The organism is Mycolicibacterium cosmeticum, from assembly GCF_000613185.1.
GTDB lineage: Bacteria > Actinomycetota > Actinomycetes > Mycobacteriales > Mycobacteriaceae > Mycobacterium > Mycobacterium cosmeticum.
In genome coordinates this window covers 1,261,284-1,276,488 of the sequence record NZ_CCBB010000003.1, presented here as the reverse complement: position 1 = coordinate 1,276,488, position 15,205 = coordinate 1,261,284, and the positions used below count along the sequence as shown (strand labels likewise).

Annotated in this window: 19 protein-coding genes; 18 read left to right on the top strand and 1 reads right to left on the bottom strand. The window is 68.0% G+C overall.

The window, feature by feature from the left end; genetic code table 11:
- Positions 1–4: 4 nt before the first annotated feature.
- The 9 genes from BN977_RS25335 (at position 5) to BN977_RS25295 (ending at position 8,104) form a co-directional block, all read left to right on the top strand.
- Positions 5–412, top strand: coding sequence for a DUF3887 domain-containing protein (locus BN977_RS25335; RefSeq protein ID WP_036402382.1), 408 nt, complete (start codon positions 5–7; stop codon positions 410–412).
- Positions 413–550: 138 nt separating this feature from the next.
- Positions 551–1,642: a homogentisate 1,2-dioxygenase gene (locus tag BN977_RS25330; RefSeq protein WP_036402380.1), complete on the top strand. Its 1,092-nt coding sequence runs from the start codon at positions 551–553 to the stop codon at positions 1,640–1,642.
- Complete coding sequence (locus tag BN977_RS25325) at positions 1,642–2,832, top strand: alpha/beta hydrolase family protein (RefSeq protein WP_084172671.1); 1,191 nt, start codon at positions 1,642–1,644, stop codon at positions 2,830–2,832. Before BN977_RS25330 ends, BN977_RS25325 begins: the two co-directional genes overlap by 1 nt.
- The gene (locus tag BN977_RS25320; RefSeq protein WP_036402378.1) at positions 2,832–4,031 is read left to right on the top strand and encodes a CaiB/BaiF CoA transferase family protein; all 1,200 of its coding nucleotides are present in this window, start codon (positions 2,832–2,834) and stop codon (positions 4,029–4,031) included. Before BN977_RS25325 ends, BN977_RS25320 begins: the two co-directional genes overlap by 1 nt.
- The gene (locus BN977_RS25315) at positions 4,028–4,930 is read left to right on the top strand and encodes a hydroxymethylglutaryl-CoA lyase (protein ID WP_036402375.1); all 903 of its coding nucleotides are present in this window, start codon (positions 4,028–4,030) and stop codon (positions 4,928–4,930) included. Before BN977_RS25320 ends, BN977_RS25315 begins: the two co-directional genes overlap by 4 nt.
- A gap of 1 nt (position 4,931) precedes the next feature.
- Positions 4,932–5,546, top strand: a complete 615-nt coding sequence (locus BN977_RS25310; RefSeq protein WP_036402373.1) for a TetR/AcrR family transcriptional regulator — start codon at positions 4,932–4,934, stop codon at positions 5,544–5,546.
- Between the two features lie 20 nt (positions 5,547–5,566).
- Positions 5,567–6,805, top strand: coding sequence for an acyl-CoA dehydrogenase family protein (locus BN977_RS25305; protein WP_036402371.1), 1,239 nt, complete (start codon positions 5,567–5,569; stop codon positions 6,803–6,805).
- On the top strand, positions 6,802–7,746 hold the full coding sequence (locus BN977_RS25300; RefSeq protein ID WP_109790288.1) for a phosphotransferase family protein: 945 nt from the start codon (positions 6,802–6,804) through the stop codon (positions 7,744–7,746). The genes BN977_RS25305 and BN977_RS25300 overlap by 4 nt, the downstream gene beginning before the upstream one ends.
- Before the next feature lie 13 nt (positions 7,747–7,759).
- Positions 7,760–8,104 carry a DUF6285 domain-containing protein gene (locus BN977_RS25295; RefSeq protein ID WP_024455024.1) on the top strand — a complete coding sequence of 115 codons (345 nt, stop codon included), beginning with the start codon at positions 7,760–7,762 and terminating at the stop codon, positions 8,102–8,104.
- A gap of 1 nt (position 8,105) precedes the next feature.
- Here the strand turns inward: BN977_RS25295 and BN977_RS25290 are convergent, their stop codons facing one another.
- Positions 8,106–8,720 (bottom strand): class I SAM-dependent methyltransferase, encoded by a 615-nt coding sequence (locus tag BN977_RS25290; protein ID WP_024455023.1) that lies wholly within the window; start codon positions 8,718–8,720, stop codon positions 8,106–8,108.
- A gap of 53 nt (positions 8,721–8,773) precedes the next feature.
- Between BN977_RS25290 and BN977_RS25285 the strand changes: the two genes are divergently transcribed.
- The 9 genes from BN977_RS25285 (at position 8,774) to nuoF (ending at position 15,184) form a co-directional block, all read left to right on the top strand.
- Positions 8,774–9,142, top strand: coding sequence for a nuclear transport factor 2 family protein (locus tag BN977_RS25285; RefSeq protein WP_024455022.1), 369 nt, complete (start codon positions 8,774–8,776; stop codon positions 9,140–9,142).
- On the top strand, positions 9,139–9,660 hold the full coding sequence (locus BN977_RS25280) for a YceI family protein (RefSeq protein WP_024455021.1): 522 nt from the start codon (positions 9,139–9,141) through the stop codon (positions 9,658–9,660). Before BN977_RS25285 ends, BN977_RS25280 begins: the two co-directional genes overlap by 4 nt.
- Positions 9,661–9,669: 9 nt before the next feature.
- Positions 9,670–10,071 carry an Rv3143 family two-component system response regulator gene (locus BN977_RS25275; RefSeq protein WP_036402368.1) on the top strand — a complete coding sequence of 134 codons (402 nt, stop codon included), beginning with the start codon at positions 9,670–9,672 and terminating at the stop codon, positions 10,069–10,071.
- A 159-nt stretch (positions 10,072–10,230) separates the two neighbouring features.
- A complete protein-coding gene (locus tag BN977_RS25270; protein WP_024455019.1) occupies positions 10,231–10,605 on the top strand; it encodes an NADH-quinone oxidoreductase subunit A in 375 nt (124 codons plus the stop codon).
- Positions 10,596–11,150, top strand: a complete 555-nt coding sequence (locus BN977_RS25265) for a NuoB/complex I 20 kDa subunit family protein (protein ID WP_024455018.1) — start codon at positions 10,596–10,598, stop codon at positions 11,148–11,150. The genes BN977_RS25270 and BN977_RS25265 overlap by 10 nt, the downstream gene beginning before the upstream one ends.
- A complete protein-coding gene (locus BN977_RS25260) occupies positions 11,147–11,884 on the top strand; it encodes an NADH-quinone oxidoreductase subunit C (RefSeq protein WP_165576371.1) in 738 nt (245 codons plus the stop codon). Before BN977_RS25265 ends, BN977_RS25260 begins: the two co-directional genes overlap by 4 nt.
- Complete coding sequence (gene nuoD / locus BN977_RS25255) at positions 11,884–13,185, top strand: NADH dehydrogenase (quinone) subunit D (RefSeq protein WP_036402364.1); 1,302 nt, start codon at positions 11,884–11,886, stop codon at positions 13,183–13,185. Before BN977_RS25260 ends, nuoD begins: the two co-directional genes overlap by 1 nt.
- Positions 13,182–13,883, top strand: a complete 702-nt coding sequence (gene nuoE, locus BN977_RS25250; protein WP_036402361.1) for an NADH-quinone oxidoreductase subunit NuoE — start codon at positions 13,182–13,184, stop codon at positions 13,881–13,883. Before nuoD ends, nuoE begins: the two co-directional genes overlap by 4 nt.
- Positions 13,880–15,184 carry an NADH-quinone oxidoreductase subunit NuoF gene (nuoF, locus tag BN977_RS25245; RefSeq protein ID WP_036402358.1) on the top strand — a complete coding sequence of 435 codons (1,305 nt, stop codon included), beginning with the start codon at positions 13,880–13,882 and terminating at the stop codon, positions 15,182–15,184. Before nuoE ends, nuoF begins: the two co-directional genes overlap by 4 nt.
- Positions 15,185–15,205 lie beyond the last annotated feature (21 nt).

Below are 15,205 nucleotides of genomic sequence, written 5' to 3'. Positions count from 1 at the left end.
TCGCATGCAGCGACACACTCTCGGGTTGGCGGCCGCCGTTTCGACACTCCTGGCCTGCGCGGGTGCCGTGGCGCCGCCGGCGATGGCCGCCGACACCCCGGACCAGGTCGCATTGACCACGCTGGACGAGATCGTGCGGGGCGACTACCCCGCCGCCGCGGCCCAATTCAACCCGACCCTGCAGAAGCTGTTGCCCACCACGGCATTGCAGGAGTCCTGGGACATGTACCAACGCACGTTCGGCGCCTTCCAGTCGCACGGCGAGCCCGAGTCGATCCCCCGCGATGACGTGACCATCGTCAACGTGCCGCTGCAGATGCAGATGCGCCCCGGCCAGTTCCGGTTGGCGGTGCAACCCGATGGCTCCATCTCCAGCGTGAAGTTCCTCAAAGAGGGCGTGCCGGTGCCCTGATCGATCCCGAGACTGAAGTGAGGGACGAATCTCGACGGCGAACCGTCCCTGACTTCAGTCTCGGCGGCCCTTGTGATCCCGCGAAACAAAAAGTAATGTCACTTTTAGTTTTACGCCGTCCGATCATCGAGGAGCGAGATGGAATCCTTCGTCCACCTGCGCAAGGGCAAGACCCCGAGACGGGTACATGCCGATCTGGACGGTCTCAAAGACGATGAGCTCGGCCGCGGCGGCTTCGTCGGGCGCACCGCCAACATGTACCGGCGTCACGACCCCACCGCCTACCGCGCCGTCGGCCCGCTGCGCCCGACCGACGTGCTGTCGTCCGAACTCAAGCCCACCGACGCCACCGATCCGCACGGCGGTCCCCTGCTGCTGTTCTCCAACGCCGACTGCCAGGTGTTGCTGAGCCGGCGCAGCGCCGAGATGCCGTTCTTCGTCCGCTACGTCGACGGCGACCTGCTGTTGTTCGTGCACGCCGGTACGGGTCTGCTGGAGACCGAGTTCGGGCCGCTGCGCTACCGCGAGGGCGACTGGGTGTACCTGCCCAAGGCCTGCACCTTCCGCCAGGTGCCCGACACCGAGAGCACCTGGCTGATGATCCAGGCCACCGACGACTTCCGGGTGCCGCCGCCGGGCACCCTGGGCCGGCACTTCCCGTTCGACCCGGCCCAGGTCACCATCCCCGAACCGGAACCGATCGACGACGACGGCAGGGCCGAATACGAGGTCCGGCTGATCCATGACGGCGGCCCGACTTCGCTGTTCTACCAACATCATCCACTCGACGTGGAAGGGTGGCGCGGGGACAACTTCCCGTTCACATTCAACATCGCGGACTACACCGTCATCACCTCCGAGAGCGTGCACCTGCCGCCGACGGTGCACCTGTTCATGCAGGCCACCGGCGTCTACGTGATGAACTTCCTACCCAAACCGGCCGAGAGCGTGCCGGGCACCGAACGCACGCCGTGGTATCACCGCAACGTCGACTACGACGAGATCGCCTTCTTCCACGCCGGCTCGCTGTACGGCATTCCCATGCCGCCCGGCCTGATTTCGCATGCGCCGCAAGGGGTGCACCACGGCGCGCCGGAGAAGGCGCGCGAACGTGCCCGGCGCAAATTCGACGACTACGACCGGGTGGACTGGTCGGTGATCGCCATCGACACCCGGCGCCGGCTGGTGCCGTCCGCCGACATCCTGGCCAACGATCTGGGGCAGCACTAGTGACCACCGTGGAGAAGCCCGTCAAGCACGAGTACGACCGCATCCCATATCTGGTTGCCTACCAGAACAACTCGTCGGTCCGTGATGTGTACGGCGGCGTCGCCGAGCTGGTGGTGCTGGAAAGCTATCTGCTGCGGCCGAAGACGAAGCCATCAGATACCGTGCTGGTGTTCATGCACCCGATCGGCGGCGGTGCCTACCTGCCGATGATCAACGCGCTGGCCCGCGCCGGGCATCACGTCATCTACTGCAACAGCCGGTTCCGCGGCACCGACTCCGCCTTGCTGATGGAGAAGGTGGTCGAAGACCTCGGCGAGTGCATCAAGGACGCCAAGAACCGGCTGGGTTACGCCAAGGTGGTACTGGCCGGGTGGAGCGGCGGCGGCTCACTGTCGGTGTTCTACCAACAGCAGGCCCAGCACCCGACGGTCACCGCCAGCCCGTCCGGCGACGGGCCCGACCTGACCACCCTCGGCCTCATCCCGGCCGACGGCATCATGCTGCTGGCCGCCCACATCAGCCGGCACGGCACCATGACCGAATGGCTGGACGCCTCGATCCTCGACGAGCAGGACCCGTCCCAGCGTGATCCCGAGCTGGACCTGTACAACCCGGACAACCCGAACCAGCCGCCCTACACCCCGGAGTTCCTGGAGCGCTACCGGCAGGCCCAGACCGCCAGGAATCGGCGAATCACCAAGTGGGTCAAGGACAAGCTCGCCGAGCTGAAGGCACAGGGCCGCCCGGATGACGAGTTCGCATTCGTCGTGCACGGCACCATGGCCGACCCGCGCTGGCTGGATCCCACCGTCGACCCCAACGAACGCACCCCCGGCCAGTGTTATCTGGGCGACCCGCGGGTGGTCAACATGAGCCCGGTGGGGCTCGCCCGCTTCTGCACCCTGCGCAGCTGGCTGTCACAGTGGAGTTATGACGACGCCCATGGTGACGCGGTGAAGGCCGGTCCCGATATCGCGGTTCCGGCGCTGGTGATCGGCAACCTGGCCGACGACGCGTGCACCCCGAGCCACACCCGCCGGTTGTTCCAGGCCATCGGACATCCGGACAAGGAGATGTACGAGATCCCCGGCGCCAACCACTACTACTCCGGACCCGACCAGCGCGACACGTTGCGCCAGGCCGTCGGCATCTGCACCGACTGGCTGCACCGGCACGGATTCTCGGTCTGATGCCGGGAGCCTTGGACGGCGTCCGGGTGCTCGAACTGGGCACCCTCATCTCCGGCCCGTTCGCGGGCCGGCTGCTCGGCGACATGGGGGCCGAGGTGCTCAAGGTCGAGCTGCCCACCTCCCCCGACCCGCTGCGCACCTGGGGGCAGGCCGAACTGGACGGGCACCACTTCTTCTGGACGGTGCACGCGCGCAACAAGAAAGCCATCACCCTGGATCTGCGCACGCCGCGCGGCCGCGAGCTGTTCCTGGAGCTGGTGGACCGCTCCGACATCATCGTGGAGAACTTCCGCCCCGGCACGCTGGAGAAGTGGGGCCTGGGCTACGACGTGCTGCGCGACCGCAACCAGGGCATCATCCTGGTCCGGGTCTCCGGGTACGGGCAGACCGGCCCGGACGCCGGTAAGGCCGGTTACGCCTCGGTCGCCGAGGCGGCCAGCGGGCTGCGGCACATGAACGGCTTCCCCGGCGGGCCGCCCCCGCGGCTGGCGTTGTCCCTCGGCGACAGCCTGGCCGGGATGTTCGCGGCCCAGGGCGCGTTGGCGGCGCTGTACCGGCGCACCGTCACCGGAGTCGGACAGGTGGTCGACACCGCGCTGACCGAATCGTGCCTGGCCATCCAGGAGTCCACGATCCCGGACTACGACGTCGGCGGTGTGGTGCGCGGACCGTCGGGGACCCGGCTGGAGGGTATCGCGCCGTCCAACATCTATCAGAGCGCCAACGGCAGCTGGGTGGTGATCGCCGCCAATCAGGACACCGTGTTCCGGCGGCTCTGCGCGGCGATGGGCCGCCCGGAGCTGGCCGTCGACGAGCGCTTCGCCGATCACGTTGCGCGCGGGCGCAATCAGGACGAGCTGGATGCGATCATCGGTGCCTGGGCGGCGCAGCGCCAACCCGCCGAGATCATCGACACGCTGTCGGAGGCCGGCGTGATCAGCGGGCCGATCAACACCGTGGCCGAGGTGGTCACCGACCCGCAGCTGCGGGCCCGCGGCATGATCGCCGATCACTTCGACGAGCGCATCGGGCGAAACGTCAAGGGGCCCGGCGTCGTCCCGGTGCTCTCCGAGTCTCCCGGCTCGGTGCACCACGCGGGTTCGGCCAGCCCCGGCCAGCACAATGACGAGGTGTACGGCGGACTGCTCGGGCTGTCCTCCGAGGAGATCCGGTCGCTCAAGGACGAGGGGGTCCTGTGAACCTGCCGAAGAAGGTCGACATCCGCGAGGTGTGTCTGCGTGACGGCCTGCAGATCGAGACCCCGATTCCGTTGGCCGCCAAGATCGAACTGCTGGAGGCGATCGTCGCCACCGGGGTGCGCGAGATCGAGGCCACCGCCTTCGTCTCCCCGTCCAAGGTGCCCGCGCTGGCCGACGCCGCCGAACTGGCCGCCGAGTTGTACCGGTTCCCGGACGTCGAATTCTCCGCCCTGGTGGCCAGCGCCAACGGCGCCCACCGGGCCGTCGCGGCCGGGTTGCGATCTCTCGAGTACGTGGTGTCGGCTTCCGACGCGCACAGCCGCGCCAACGTGGGGCGCGACACCGCGGAGGCCACGGCCGCCATCGCCGACGTGGCACGCATCGCGCACGACGGCGACGCCACGGTGGAGGTCATCATCGCCACCGCGTGGGACTGCCCCTTCGACGGTCCGACACCGCCGGCCCGGGTGCTCGACATCGTCACCGCCGCCACCGAACTGGGTGTGGACCGGATCGCCATCGCCGACACCATCGGCACCACCACGCCGCGGCGGGTCGGCGCGCTGGTCGCGCAGGTGCAACCGCTCATCGGGGACATCCCGCTCGGGGCGCATTTCCACAACACCCGCGGGGCCGGACTGGCCAGCGCTTACGCGGCCGTGCAGGCCGGCGTGACCCGGTTGGACGCGGCCGTCGGTGGCCTCGGCGGCTGCCCGTTCGCACCCGGCGCCTCGGGCAACATCGCCACCGAGGATCTGGTGTACCTGCTGCGGGACAGCGATGTCGACGTCGACGTCGACCTGGACCGCGCGATCGCGGCCGCCAAGGTCGCGCAGGACGCCGTCGGCCACCAGCTACCCAGCGCGCTGTTGCGTGCCGGTGATCGCATCCTGGCCTGACATGACACCCGCCGACGCCCTGACCGCCAAAGGCCGACAAACCCGCGAAGCCATCGAACTGGCGGCCCGGAAGTTGTTCGCCGAACGCGGTTTCCACGGCACCACGCTGGCCGATATCACCTCGGCGGCGGGCAAGTCCTCGGCGGTGTTCTACCGCTATTTCGACGACAAGGAAGACCTGCTGGCCTCGCTGGCCGAATCCTTCCTGCACGATATCGTGGAGCCGTCCGGTACCCGGGTGCCGCTGCCCGACTCCCCCGCGGACACCGAGTACTTCACCACGGTGGTGACGGGTTACTGGAATCTGTTCAAGCAGAACATCGGCATCATGATCGCCGTCGCGCAACTGGGCGCCACCCAGCCCCGGTTCGCCAAGGTGCAGCACGCGTTTCGCCGGTTCGGCATGGACATGGTGGCCGGTTCGGTGCGTCGGGCCATCGAGCAGGGCTACGCCGGCGACCTCGACCCCGAGCACATCGCCGCGGCGATCGCGTTGCTGTTCGAGAACTTCACCGTCGTGGTGGTGGGCAATCCCGGGTCAGAGCTGCAGATCAGCGATGAGGACGCCATCAGGACACTGTCGACGATCTGGAAGAAGACCCTGTACGGCGCCTAGCGGACGAAAGAGAGATCAGCGTGGATTTCGCTTTACCCGAACACCTTCCGGGGCTGCTGGCCGAGATGGACGCGTTCATCGAGGCCGAGATCAAGCCACTGGAACGCGAGCACATGCAGTACTTCGACCGGCGTCGCGAGTTCGCGCGCACCGACCTGGCGGGTGGTGGCGTGCCGGCCAGGGAATGGGAGGACCTGCTCGACGAGATGCGCCGCCGCGCCGACGCGGCGGGCTGGCTGCGCTACGGATTACCCGAAGAGTTCGGCGGCCGCGGCGGCAGCAACCTGGACATGGCCGTCATCCGGGAGCATCTGGCGCACAAGGGTTTGGGCCTGCACAACGATCTGCAGGACGAGTCGTCGATCGTCGGGAATTTCCCGCAGGTCATCATGATGAGCCGGTTCGGCACCGACGCGCAGAAGGCCGAGTGGGTCGAGGCGATGCTGACCGGGCAGCGCTCCATGGCCTTCGGCCTGACCGAGCCCAACCACGGCAGCGACGCCACCTGGCTGGAGACCACCGCGGTCCGCGACGGCGACGGCTGGATCATCAACGGCGCCAAGCGCTGGAACACCGGGGTGCACCGCGCCACGCACGACCTCATCTTTGCGCGCACCTCGGGGCAGGACGGATCGGCCACCGGCATCACCGCCTTCCTGGTGCCCACCGACGCGCCGGGGTTTCACGTCCCCTACTACTGGTGGACGTTCAACATGCCCAGCGACCACGGCGAGGTCGAACTCACCAACGTCCGGGTGCCCGACGACGCCGTGCTCGGCGAGGTGGACCACGGCCTGGAGGTCGGCCAGACGTTCCTGCACGAGAACCGGATCCGGCAGGCCGCCAGCAGTCTCGGTGCCGCGCAGTACTGCATCGACCGGGCGGCCCGATACGCCGGCGAACGCGTGGTTTTCGGCAAGCCGCTGGCGGTGAACCAGGCGGTGCAGTGGCCGCTGGCCGAGTTGCAGACCGAGGCGCAGATGGTGCGGCTGCTGGTGTATTACGTGGCGTGGCATCTGGACCGGGATCACCACATGGAGGTCTCGGACAAGGTGTCGATGGCCAACTACCGGGCCAACCGCTTGGTGTGCGAGGCGGCCGACCGAGCCATGCAGATCCACGGCGGCATCGGGTACAGCAGGCACGAACCGTTCGAGCACATCTACCGGCACCACCGCCGGTACCGGATCACGGAGGGGGCCGAGGAAATCCAGATCCGCCGCGTCGCCCAACGGATGCTCAAGTTCGGCCGCACGTGATCGACACCCAGGCCTTGCCGACGGCACTGGAGTCGGTTCTCGGTGCGAGCCGCGTGGCGGACCTGCGCGTGCTCACCGGCGGCGCCAGCCGGGCCACCTGGGCCTTCACCGCCGACGACCGGCCGCTGATCCTGCGCACCGGCCCGCCCGACGAGATCCACGCCGGGATGGAGTTGGAGGCCGCGGCACTGCGCCGCGCCGCCGCGGCCGGGGCCCCGGTGCCCGCCGTCCTGGCCGCGTCCAATTCGACCGAGCCGCTGGGAAATCCGTATCTGGTGTGCGAGTTCGTCGAGGGCGAGACCATCGTCCGCAAGATCGCCCGCACGCTCGACGGCACATCCCGGGCCGCGCTGCTGAAACAGTGTGCCGGCGCGCTGGCGAGCATTCACCGCGCCGAGCCCGACGGCATCGGACTGCCGATGGCCGATCCGCTGCAGGACGCCCGCCGCCAGCTCGACGAGATGGGCGACACCACGGCCACTTTCGAGTACGCGTTCCGCTGGCTGGAACACCACCGCCCCGCGCCGGCCCCGCCCGTGCTGGTGCACGGCGATTTCCGGATGGGCAATCTGATCGTCGACGACGGTCGGTTGGCGGCGGTCCTGGACTGGGAGCTCACCCACCTCGGGGCGGCCGCCGAAGACCTGGCGTGGTTCTGTATCCGGGCCTGGCGGTTCGGCGCTCCCCGGGAACTCGCCGCGGGCGGCCTGGGCAGCATCGACGATTTCGTCACCGCCTACCAGGATGCCGACGGCGCCGCGATCGACCGCGGTGCGCTGCACTGGTGGCTGGTGTTGGCCACCCTGCGCTGGGGCGTCATCTGTCGCTACCAGTACGAGCGGCACCGCTGCGGGCAGACCCGGTCGGTGGAACTGGCGGCCATCGGGCGCCGGGTGTGCGAGACCGAGTACGACCTGCTGTCCTTGTTGGCGGGCCAGTGACGTTGGAGGGCCCATGAATCTGCACTACAAGCCGACGGCGGCCGAACTCGTCGCGGCGGTCGCGGAGTTCCTGGAAACCGAGGTGCGCGAGAGTGGTCAGCTCACCGACGCCCTGAACTTCCAGGCCCGGGTGGCGGCCAATGTGTTGCGCATGGTCGAACGTGAATTGCTCGCCGACGCCACAGACACCACCGCCGCCGCCCCGCTCCGGGCGCTGGAGGAACTGGGGTTCGACGACGAGGCCGCGCTGGCCGCGGCCATCAGATCCGGCGCCACCGGGGATGAGGTGCTGCCCGCGCTGCGCGCACTGGTGGCGCATCGGCTGGCCGTCGCGCATCCCGGTTACGAGCGGGAGTGAGCTAGAGGTGGCGCACGGTGGCCAGCCAGGCCGGCTCGTCGACGACGGTCCCCACCGGGAGGCCGAGCGGTTCGGCGTGCGCCTCCCCCACCACACCCCGGTAGGTGGTGGTGTCCAGCCGTTCCAGTTCCCAGCCGGTGCCGAAGGCCGAGCGGATCGTCGCTTCGCCGACCTGCGGCCCGAACCCGCGCCCGGCGTCGGAGAGGGCCAGCACGTGTACCCGGCCGCCGGGCGCGCACGCGCGGTGCAGGCTTGCGACGTAGCGGGGCCGGTCGTCGTCGGAGAAGATGTGGAACAGCGCGCTGTCGACGATCGTGTCGTAGCTCGGGTCGGCGGGCAGGTCGAGCGCATCGGCCACCTCGAAGCGCGCATCGATGCCCTTGTCCTGCGCATTGCGTCGGGCCTGCGCGATCGCCTCGGCGACGTAATCGATCCCGCGGACGTCGTAGCCCAGCCGGGTCAGCAGGATGGTGTGCTCGCCGAGACCACAGCCCACGTCCAGGATGCGGCCGTGCAGCACACCGGATCGCTCCAATTCCACGATGGCGGGCTGGGGTTCACCGATCACCCAGGGCGCGGTGTTCGTCTGGTATGCGGCCGTGAAACGTTCTCTCATGGCGTCCAGTCTTCAACCTGAATAATGCTTGAGGTCAACCCGCAGGAGGGCAGATGATCGCCGACGTGGCGAACCAGTTGTTCGGTGCCATCGAGGCCGGCGACTACGCCGGGGTCGAGGCGCTGTGGGCCGAGGACGTCGCGGTGTGGCACAGCGGCGACACCCACGACAATGACCGCCGGCGTGCCCTCAAGGTCATCCGGTGGTTCCTCGACCGCACCACCGCCCGCCGGTACGAGATCCTGGACCGACAGCTTTTCGACGGCGGTTTCGTGCAGCAGCACCTGCTGCACGCCGAGGTCGTCACCGGTGGCTCGATCGCACTGCGGGTCTGCATCGTCATCAAAGTGGGTGACGACGGCCTGATCACCCGGATCGACGAGTATTTCGACCCGGCGGATATGGCACCGTTGATGGCATGACGGACACCAACTGGATCGGCGACTGGCGGCTGGACCCGCAACGCACCAGGATCGAGTTCCACAGCCCGACCTTCTGGGGCCTGGCCCACGTCAAGGGCACCTTCGGCGGCGTCACGGGATCCGGGCGGGTCGCCGCCGCCGCGGACGGCATCGACGTGACCGGCCGGCTGGACATCGACGCGGCGTCGCTGAAGACCGGGATCGGTAAACGCGACACGCATCTGCGTTCCCCCGACTTCTTCGACGTACAGAGATTTCCCAGCATCACCGTGGTGGTGCACTCCGGTGAGGTCACCGGCACGGGATGGGTGCTGCTGCAGGCCACGCTGTCGGTCAAGGACACGCAGCGCGACCTCGAGCTCGCCACCCATGTGCGGTCCGCCGGTGACGGTGCGCTGCGGCTGCAGACCACCACCACCTTGAACCGGCTGCACTACGGCGTCGACGGCAATCTGCTGGGCATGATGGGCGAAGCGGTGAACATCGAAGCCACCGCGGTGTTCGTCCGGCAGTCGTAGCATCGCAGCGTGGCCGACACCGATGCGCAGGTCCGGATTCTCGTGTACAGCTCCAACCCCCGCACCCGTGACGCCGTGCGGTCCGCACTCGGCCGCCGGGTGCACCCTGACCTGCCCGAGTTGAGTTATCTCGATGTCGCGACCGCACCGATGGTCGTCGAGCAGATCGCCGATGGGGACTTCGGTCTGGCCATCCTGGACGGTGAGGCGACGCCCGCCGGCGGACTGGGGCTGGCCAAGCAGCTGAAGGACGAGGTCACCGACTGCCCGCCGATCCTGGTGCTCACCGGCCGTGCCGACGATGCGTGGCTGGCGTCATGGTCGCGGGCCGAAGCCGCGGTGCCCCATCCGATCGACCCGATCGCACTCGGCGAGACCGTGGCCACCCTGTTGCGCGCGGGCGCTGTCTAAGCAGCACGAAAAGCGCTGTGGCCGTTGATTCTTCACGTCGTCGTCGGTGACGGCGCGGCGACCCAGCTGTTGGTTTCATCCTAGCCAAAATGCACCGGCGCGACCGGTAGCGTGACTAAGCTGTGTTCTAGCTCACATCGAAAGCCCAGCGAGGGAGCTATGAACATCTACCTACCCATTCTGGTTCTCGGGGGGATCGCGGCGGTGTTCGCGGTCGGCTCGGTCGGAATCGCCGTCCTCATCGGCCCGCGCCGCTACAACCGAGCCAAACTCGAAGCCTACGAATGCGGCATCGAACCGCTGCGGCCCGCCGAGGATGCCAAGCTGGCGACGGGCCAGAGATTTCCGATCAAGTACTACCTGACGGCGATGTTGTTCATCGTGTTCGACATCGAGATCGTCTTCCTCTATCCGTGGGCGGTCTCCTTCGATTCGCTCGGCTTGTTCGCGCTGGTCGAGATGTTGCTGTTCATGCTGACGGTGTTCGTCGCCTACGCCTACGTGTGGCGGCGCGGGGGGCTGTCATGGGATTAGAGGAGCAGCTGCCCGGCGGCATCCTGCTGTCCACCGTCGAGAAGGTCGCCGGCTATGTCCGCAAAGGGTCGTTGTGGCCGGCGACGTTCGGGTTGGCCTGCTGCGCCATCGAGATGATGGCGACGGCCGGCCCACGGTTCGACATCGCCCGGTTCGGCATGGAGCGGTTCTCGGCCACGCCCCGGCAGGCCGATCTGATGATCGTGGCCGGCCGGGTCAGCCAGAAGATGGCGCCGGTGCTGCGACAGGTGTACGACCAGATGGCCGAGCCGAAATGGGTGCTCGCCATGGGCGTGTGCGCGTCATCGGGCGGCATGTTCAACAACTACGCGGTGGTCCAGGGTGTCGACCACGTGGTGCCGGTGGACATCTACCTGCCGGGCTGTCCCCCGCGTCCGGAGATGCTGCTCAACGCAATCCTCAAGCTGCACGCCAAGATTGCCGAGATGCCGCTCGGGGTGAACCGCGCCGAGGCGATTGCCGCGGCCGAACAGGCGGCGTTGGCGTCGCGGCCCACCATCGAGCTGACGGGGCTGCTGCGATGAGCGACGCTCGCGGAGCGAATCAACAACAGATGAGCGACGCTCGCGGAGCGAATCAACGACAGATGAGCGACGACCGCGATGTCGAGGTCATCGGCACCCGTCGCGGCATGTTCGGCGTGCAGGGGTCCGGTGACACGTCCGGATACGGCCGCCTGGTTCGCGAGGTGGCCCTGCCGGGCAGCTCGCCGCGGCCGTATGGCGGCTATTTCGACGAGATCGCCGACCGGCTGACCGCCGTGCTGGGCCAGGACGCGTACGACGCGGCCGTCGAACGCGTGGTGGTGTTCCGCGACGAGCTGACCCTGGAGGTGCGCCGCGAACACCTGATGGCGGTCGCCCAGACGCTGCGTGACGACCCGGCGCTGCGTTTCGAACTGTGCCTCGGGGTGTCCGGTGTGCACTACCCCGACGAGCACGGACGCGAACTGCACGCGGTGTATCCGCTGATGTCGATCACCCACAACCGCCGGATCCGGTTGGAGGTCACCGCACCGGACGCCGATCCGCATGTGCCGTCGCTGTTTTCGGTCTATCCGACCACCGACTGGCACGAACGCGAAACCTACGACTTCTTCGGCATCCTCTTCGATGGTCATCCGGCGCTGACCCGGATCGAGATGCCCGACGACTGGGTGGGCCACCCGCAACGCAAGGACTATCCGCTCGGTGGCATCCCGGTGGAGTACCACGGTGCGCAGATCCCGCCGCCCGATCAGCGGAGGTCCTACAACTGATGACCATCGATCATCAACCCCCCGTCGTCATGGTCGGGGGCCAGGACTGGGACGCCGTCGTCGCCGCTGCCGCCGAACACGCCGGCGAGCGGATCGTCGTCAACATGGGCCCGCAGCATCCGTCCACGCACGGCGTGCTGAGGTTGATCCTGGAGATCGAGGGCGAGACGATCACCGAGGCCCGCTGCGGTATCGGCTACCTGCACACCGGGATCGAGAAGAACCTCGAATACCGGACCTGGACGCAGGGCGTGACGTTCGTGACCCGGATGGACTACCTGTCGCCGTTCTTCAACGAGACCGCATACTGCCTCGGCGTCGAGAAACTGCTCGGTGTCACCGACGACATCCCGCAGCGCGCCAGCGTCATCCGGGTGCTGCTGATGGAACTGAACCGCATCTCCAGCCATCTGGTCGCGCTGGCCACCGGCGGCATGGAACTCGGTGCCATGTCGGCGATGTTCTTCGGGTTCCGGGAACGCGAACTGATCCTCACCATGTTCGAGACCATCACCGGCCTGCGGATGAACCACGCCTACATCCGGCCGGGCGGGCTGGCCGCCGACCTGCCCGACGAAGCCATGCCGCAGTTACGCGAACTGATCAGGATCCTGCCCGGTCGGCTCCGCGACATGGAGAACCTGCTGCGGGACAACTACATCTGGAAGGCGCGCACCAAGGGCATCGGGTATCTCGACCTCACCGGCTGCATGGCGCTCGGGGTGACCGGTCCGGTGCTGCGCTCCACCGGCCTGCCCCACGATCTGCGCAAGGCACAGCCGTACTGCGGATACGAGACCTACGAGTTCGACGTCTGCACCGACGACGGGTGTGATGCCTACGGCCGCTACCTGATTCGTGTCGAGGAGATGAAACAGTCGCTGCGGATCGTCGAACAGTGCGTCGAGAGGCTGGAGCCCGGACCGGTGATGCTGACCGACAAGAAGCTGGCCTGGCCCGCGGACCTGAAGCTGGGGCCCGACGGCCTGGGTAATTCGCCCGCGCACATCGCCAAGATCATGGGGTCCTCGATGGAGGCGTTGATCCACCATTTCAAGCTGGTCACCGAGGGGATCCGGGTGCCGGCCGGGCAGGTGTACGCAGCCGTCGAATCCCCACGTGGGGAACTGGGCGTGCACATGGTCAGCGACGGCGGCACCCGGCCCTACCGCGTGCATTACCGCGACCCGTCGTTCACCAATCTGCAAGCGGTGGCGGCGATGTGCGAGGGCGGCATGGTGGCCGACGCGATCTCGGCGGTGGCGTCGATCGACCCGGTGATGGGAGGCGTGGACAGGTGACGGCGATCGACCTGCGGCTGGGCCAGCGGCCCGACGAACCGGGACCGCCGATATCGGCCGGGCCGCAATCGTATTCGGCCGAGGTGACCGCCCGGCTGGCCGGCGAGGCCGAACAGATCATCGCCCGCTATCCGCAGGCACGCTCGGCGCTGCTGCCGTTGCTGCATCTCGTGCAGGCCGAAGACGGTTTCCTGACCCCGGCCGGCGTCGAGTTCTGCGCAGCGCAACTGGCCCTGAGCCCCGCCGAGGTGACCGCCGTCGCCACGTTCTACTCCATGTACCGCCGCACCCCGACCGGGGACTATCTGGTCGGCGTGTGCACCAACACGTTGTGCGCGATCATGGGCGGTGACGCGCTGCTGGAGGTGCTGGCCGAACACCTCGGTGTGCACGCCGGCGAGACCACCACCGACGGCGCGATCACCCTGGAGCACATCGAATGCAACGCAGCGTGTGATTTCGCACCCGTGGTCATGGTGAACTGGGAGTTCTTCGACAACCAAACCCCGTCGTCAGTGCGGGAACTCGTCGACCAACTGCGCTCTGGCGCCCCCGTGACCCCGAGCCGCGGCGCCCCGCTGTGCACCTTCCGGCAGACCGCACGCATCCTGGCCGGGGTGGATCCCGGTACGCCGGACACCTCACCGCCCGGCGCGGCCACCCTGGCCGGGCTGCGCGTCGCCGAGGAGCCGCGATGACCGCCCTGACACCGGTACTGAGCCGCTACTGGGACGAGCCGCAGTCGTGGACGCTGGCCACCTACCTGCGCCATGACGGATACCAGGCGCTCGACGCCGCCCTCGACATGGACCCCGACGCCGTCATCACGCTGGTGAAGGACTCCGGGCTGCGCGGCCGCGGCGGCGCCGGTTTCCCGACCGGGCAGAAGTGGTCGTTCATCAATCAGTCGGATCCGAAGCCGCATTATCTGGTGATCAACGCCGACGAGTCCGAACCCGGTACGTGTAAGGACATTCCGCTGATGATGGCCACCCCGCACGTGCTGGTGGAGGGCGCCATCATCGCCTCGTACGCGATCCGGGCCAGGCAGGCCTTCATCTACGTGCGCGGTGAGGTGGTGCCGGTGCTGCGCCGGCTGCGGGCCGCCGTCGCCGAGGCGTACGAGGCCGGCTATCTGGGCCGGGACATCCTCGGCTCGGGATTCGACCTGGACCTGGTGGTGCACGCCGGGGCCGGCGCCTACATCTGCGGCGAGGAGACCGCGCTGCTGGACTCGCTGGAGGGCCGGCGCGGACAGCCGCGGCTGCGCCCACCGTTCCCCGCGGTGGCCGGCCTGTACGCCTGCCCGACGGTGGTCAACAACGTGGAATCCATTGCCAGCGTGCCACCCATCGTGCGCAACGGGGTGGACTGGTTCAAGTCGATGGGGTCGGACAAGTCGCCCGGGTTCACGCTGTACTCGCTGTCGGGTCACGTCACCCGGCCCGGCCAGTACGAGGCCCCGCTGGGCATCACGCTGCGTGAACTGCTGGACTACGCCGGCGGGGTACGCGCCGGGCATCAGCTGAAGTTCTGGACGCCCGGCGGATCCTCGACACCCATGCTGACCCCCGAACACCTCGACGTGCCACTGGATTACGAAGGGGTGGGCGGTGCCGGGTCGATGCTGGGCACCAAGGCGCTGCAGATCTTCGACGAGACCACCTGCGTGGTGCGGGCGGTGCGGAGGTGGACGCAGTTCTACGCCCACGAGTCCTGCGGCAAGTGCACGCCGTGCCGGGAGGGCACCTACTGGCTGGCCCAGATCTTCGAACGACTGGAAACCGGACACGCGACATCCGGGGACATCGACACACTGCTCGACATCTCCGACGCCATCCTGGGCAAGTCGTTCTGCGCGCTCGGCGACGGCGCGGCGAGCCCGATCATGTCCTCGCTCAAGTATTTCCGCGCCGAGTACGAGGCGCACCTCGGCGCGGGCTGCCCGTTCGATCCGCACGCCTCGGCGGTGTTCGCGACGGAAGGGGTGGGGGCATGACGACGTCAATGTGCGATCTCA